This window comes from Pseudoalteromonas sp. Ps84H-4 (assembly GCF_024124645.1).
Taxonomy (GTDB): domain Bacteria; phylum Pseudomonadota; class Gammaproteobacteria; order Enterobacterales; family Alteromonadaceae; genus Pseudoalteromonas; species Pseudoalteromonas lipolytica_C.
On sequence record NZ_JAMXSK010000059.1, the window covers coordinates 1 to 4,209 of the forward strand.

General features: G+C 37.6%; 6 protein-coding genes. 1 reads left to right on the forward strand and 5 read right to left on the reverse strand.

The window, feature by feature from the left end:
* Positions 1-84: 84 nt before the first annotated feature.
* Positions 85-264 carry a HipA N-terminal domain-containing protein gene (locus tag NH454_RS22025; RefSeq protein ID WP_138534065.1) on the reverse strand — a complete coding sequence of 60 codons (180 nt, stop codon included), beginning with the start codon at positions 262-264 and terminating at the stop codon, positions 85-87.
* Positions 257-541: a helix-turn-helix domain-containing protein gene (locus NH454_RS22030; RefSeq protein ID WP_138534064.1), complete on the reverse strand. Its 285-nt coding sequence runs from the start codon at positions 539-541 to the stop codon at positions 257-259. Before NH454_RS22030 ends, NH454_RS22025 begins: the two co-directional genes overlap by 8 nt.
* A 235-nt stretch (positions 542-776) precedes the next feature.
* Here NH454_RS22030 and NH454_RS22035 point away from each other — a divergent pair, with 235 nt between their 5' ends.
* Positions 777-1,076 (forward strand): hypothetical protein, encoded by a 300-nt coding sequence (locus NH454_RS22035; RefSeq protein ID WP_118845574.1) that lies wholly within the window; start codon positions 777-779, stop codon positions 1,074-1,076.
* 473 nt (positions 1,077-1,549) lie between these two features.
* Here NH454_RS22035 and NH454_RS22040 read toward each other — a convergent pair whose 3' ends face one another.
* The 3 genes from NH454_RS22040 to NH454_RS22050 form a co-directional block, all read right to left on the reverse strand.
* Positions 1,550-2,053 (reverse strand): DUF4411 family protein, encoded by a 504-nt coding sequence (locus NH454_RS22040; protein WP_118845572.1) that lies wholly within the window; start codon positions 2,051-2,053, stop codon positions 1,550-1,552.
* Positions 2,050-3,183, reverse strand: coding sequence for an ImmA/IrrE family metallo-endopeptidase (locus NH454_RS22045; RefSeq protein WP_063529044.1), 1,134 nt, complete (start codon positions 3,181-3,183; stop codon positions 2,050-2,052). The genes NH454_RS22040 and NH454_RS22045 overlap by 4 nt, the downstream gene beginning before the upstream one ends.
* Before the next feature lie 354 nt (positions 3,184-3,537).
* Entirely contained in the window at positions 3,538-3,936 is a 399-nt protein-coding gene (locus NH454_RS22050; protein ID WP_063528117.1) for a DUF4236 domain-containing protein, read from the reverse strand.
* Between the last annotated feature and the right edge of the window lie 273 nt (positions 3,937-4,209).

Sequence of the window (4,209 nt, forward strand, 5' to 3'; positions counted from 1 at the left end):
GCAATCGTAAGACTAGCCGAGTCAAAAGCTCGACTAGCGGTGTCCAACGAAGCGTCAAAAAAGAAAGGTTAGTAGCTTAGGCTATTATCTTGGAAGCTCGATGCCTTTAGGCGCGAGTAGTTCACTTGGTATATCCGGTGACAAGGAAAAGTTTTTATCTGAGTTAACCCACTCTTGTGCATATTCAAAAGCCCAAAAGCCATTCACATCTTTTAACTCACCCATTTTTTTTGTACTTACAAATACTGTGAGCGATCTATTCATGATCAACTATCTCATTAATGCGTTTGATTAGTTTCTTTTGCGCTGAAGTATCAGATGGAGGCAGCGCGAAGTCTATTTTCATTTCAATACCAAGTGACTCCATCAAATCAAATAACCTATTTACGGACAATGAACCACTCCCCTTTTCAAAGTCACCTACCGTATTGATACTATTGCCCGAAAATTCTCCAATTGTTTTTTGGTCTAACCCTTGGCTTTTTCTAACAGCAGATATTAATTTACCTAATTGCTTAGCTGAACTAACAGATATTTCCATTTTTAGCTCCAAAATTCACAGATAATTGTGAATAATAGAGAAATATAATCAATAGGGCAATAAATTCACAATATTTTGTGAAAAAATCTAGAACCGCAGTCAAAGAACCAAAAATTCACAATATAATGTGAAAAATGCAATTCATATAGATACTACAAATTGACTAGATAGACTCACAAGGAATAGAATATTAATAGGTACAATTTAGGAAGGAACTTAAAAAGGATTTTTATGTATGACCAAAATTAAAATTAATAAAATTAGAAGTTTATCCCATCTAATGGTTTTATTGCTTATTACCTTTGCATTGATGCAAATTTCAACATCATTAACAATATTTACCTCAATTCTTGTTTTAATCTATTTGGCGTTCATTCTTTCCTCAACAGTTAAAGCTTATTCTCAAGGAATTTATTTTAAAGCTTTCAATACAGAGAAGTTCTATTCAGCAGAAGAGATTAAAGGAGGTGCAATTCCATTTCTTCTATATTACTGGGATAACAAAAATAGCTCATTAAAGTCATTATACAAATGAAGCTAAAGTGCATGAATTATAAATCACCCCAAGGATGAAAGTTATCAGTTCTTACACCCGTTCTTTTCACAAGTGATTTTACTATGAGTGTTAGTCCAATGTGTTGGGTTTCCTCAGTATTGGAAAAACGTTTTAGGTTGTCATCTGTGTTAAGTGAATTCGGCATAAATTTTTAGGGACTAACGCCGCATTAAGATGCTATAGCAACGCCACCACTTTACCTATACGACTCAAACTAAAAATATTGGCTAAAAACTCCAAATTCAGTAGTGCAGAACTCGCTTGAATGTAAGCCAAATACTGATGTCACGGATAGGAAAATTTAAAGCCGGAAATTACCGGTTTTAAACGTTATTGAAACAAGGTTAGCGTTATTGCTAATGAATTACTTATGAGGTTTGGATTAGTTAGTGGAGGCGCTTCAAGTATGATTAGCGAGCTACACATTTTGAAAGTAAATAAGGCTCTAAAGCCTAAGGGGTTGATGTATGCATAACAAATTGAGCTTCTAAATTGTTTAATAGCTCAAAAGTATTGATATAAGATACTTTGAAGTGCTCACAAATGTTTGGGATTAAGATTTTTCTCTTGATTTTTTTGTCGAGCTTTTCGTGGGTAACTATCACTGATCCAGTTGTTATAGCTTTAGCAATTAACCAAGGGTCAGCCCCTCTCAGAAACTCTTCATGTGTTCCGTCTTTCATCTCGGTTAGAGACATTACATAATTCACCACATTTGCGAAGGCAAGTTGGGTTGCTTCATCATCATTAGATTCAAACAAACCTGGATGTTCTTTAGCCCATATCGCGAGTTCATCATTACCGTTAATCAGCTCTTTCTTTATGAATTCGATACTTGAAACGCCGCAATGCTTGTTTGATTGCAATAACCACTGCCAATAGCCCGGACAAATTGTCATCGAATAGTACCGATTTTTCGCTTCAATAAATGTATTTGCATCTAGCAGGTAATTCATAAGGCAAGTTTGCTCGCGTACGTTTTAATTTTATTAGGTTGAATTCCCAATAAGCTCCCTGCATCCCGAAGTAGAATCCGCCCACTCATTGCTTCTGCAACAACTGCACTAGAAAATAAAGCACTGTTACGGGCACCCGCAGTAATGTTAAAGTCTCCTCCGCTGCTTTTTTTGCGTCTGAACGCTTTCATTTCACGTTGGTAAAATTCCCTATAAGTATCGGAGTCTATAGCGTTACAGTCGAAAGCCCGTTTAGCCACAACGAGTTTACTAACGTGAAATCTAGAACTAATTGCTACAACATTATTTAGTAGGCTAACTAGAGGATTCCACATTTCATGGAATTCTTTCTCAGGGACTAAAAATTCGCCAGCTACAGCATTGCAGAACTTTTCTTCTTCAGCATGTTCGTTGCCAAGATCAGAAACCCCGCTACTGCCTATCCAAAGATGAGCTAACTCATGAATAAGCGTAAAAAGTCTTGCGGCTGGCGCGTCAGAGCTATTGATGAAAATTACAGGCGCTAATTTGTCGGAGATGGCAAAGCCTCGAAACTCACTAACTTCGAGCTTTCTTCTGGTGTTATTACCTACAATGCCACTTCTCATAACAAGAATGCGAGAGTTTTCAGCAGCGTTGATTAGTTGACGTTGATAGTCTTCCCAAGAGCCTTTTTGAGGCAGTGGAACTCCTAATTCACCTCTTATGTTTTGTGCAACATCATAAACAGTATTTTTTGTAGTAAAGCGACCGACAAACGGCAATTCCTCTTCGCCAATTTGTCGCAAATACTCTTTGTACCACTGTTGTTTATACATTACCTGCTTAATGATGTCTCTCATTTCAACTGATACTTCATTACGATGCTTGTTACCTATAGTTCTGAGATCAGGTATAGGTAGCTCTTCTTTAGGAGGGTTAACTAAAAATAGATAACCAAAAGGAATATTAGTGGCATTTGCAATTTTCTGGGCTTGAACAAATGTAGGCTTAGATGTTCCAGCCTCCCATTCAACTACGCGTTCAACCTTTTTAATCCCTAATTTTTGAGCAAAGTCCTCCTTGCTTAAGCCGGCTCGTTGCCGTGCCCAAGTTACAATTTGGGGATTAATTAATGCTTGCGTTGCCATGATCTCTACTACTTAATTTATTGTAACCACAATACATATTATAGGCGGCATTGTACATAACTTGTTATATTAGTCGCTAGCGGAATTGCCTCGGATAGTGCGAAAGCTAGATTCTTAAAGTAAGCATGCCCTAATGAATTGCACACATAATTAGAAAATGCATGGTGAATGAGGGTTTAGTGGAGTGTCTTATCAATAAACCGAAACACGGAGAAGGGCATATAATAAGTTACGGCCTAAGGAGAGATTTGTCTTAAACGTACGGTCGTAACATCGCTACACGACAGCCTTGTAGTTGATTGATTTGTAGCAGTCTTTAATAGAAACGAATGTAGATCGCCATACGTTGCTTTGTTAGGGCTGTTGGATAACTGAATATATAAGCCAAAACAACCAAGCGAAACTTGTGACTCTTGAAATCGTGGAGTGTCCTTTGCGAAGAGTATACCAAGCAAAGATGTACGGCAGGAAAAAAATTCCCATACCAAGCAAAAAGCTAACTTTTCGTACATCAGTGTCAATTTGTGGTGGTAAGCTACTCTTAAGGTTTACGTGCTTAGAAGTCCCATCGGGTTTATAAACCACCTTGGCGTGAGAGATTCCACTACCGGGTATACTTCCTGTAGCACGAATACCTTTCTCACTCGCATTCAGAGTTAAACCTTTACCTCCCAAGGAAAGACTACTAATCCCTTTTTTACCTATATTAACCCGTACACCTTTTCCAACTTTTATACTCTTTCGAAACCCCATGCACGCAATCTCCTTTGTGCCTTAACATCTTTATCAGAGGACACTATATTAGCTTGTTTTAGTTTTGCTATGCATTATTTATGACCAATATTAGAAAGGTTTTAATTCCATCAAAGGAGTCACTAGCTGGTTTTTGTATGTCCAATAGCGTTGTTTCCTAAAAGTTTGAACTATCTTGCCAGCCTGTGATCAGATCATCTATATTTTACTAGCCCGTGCAACAACAATGAGCAAAATCACAAACTGGTCTCACTATAATCAAGCCCTCGTTAA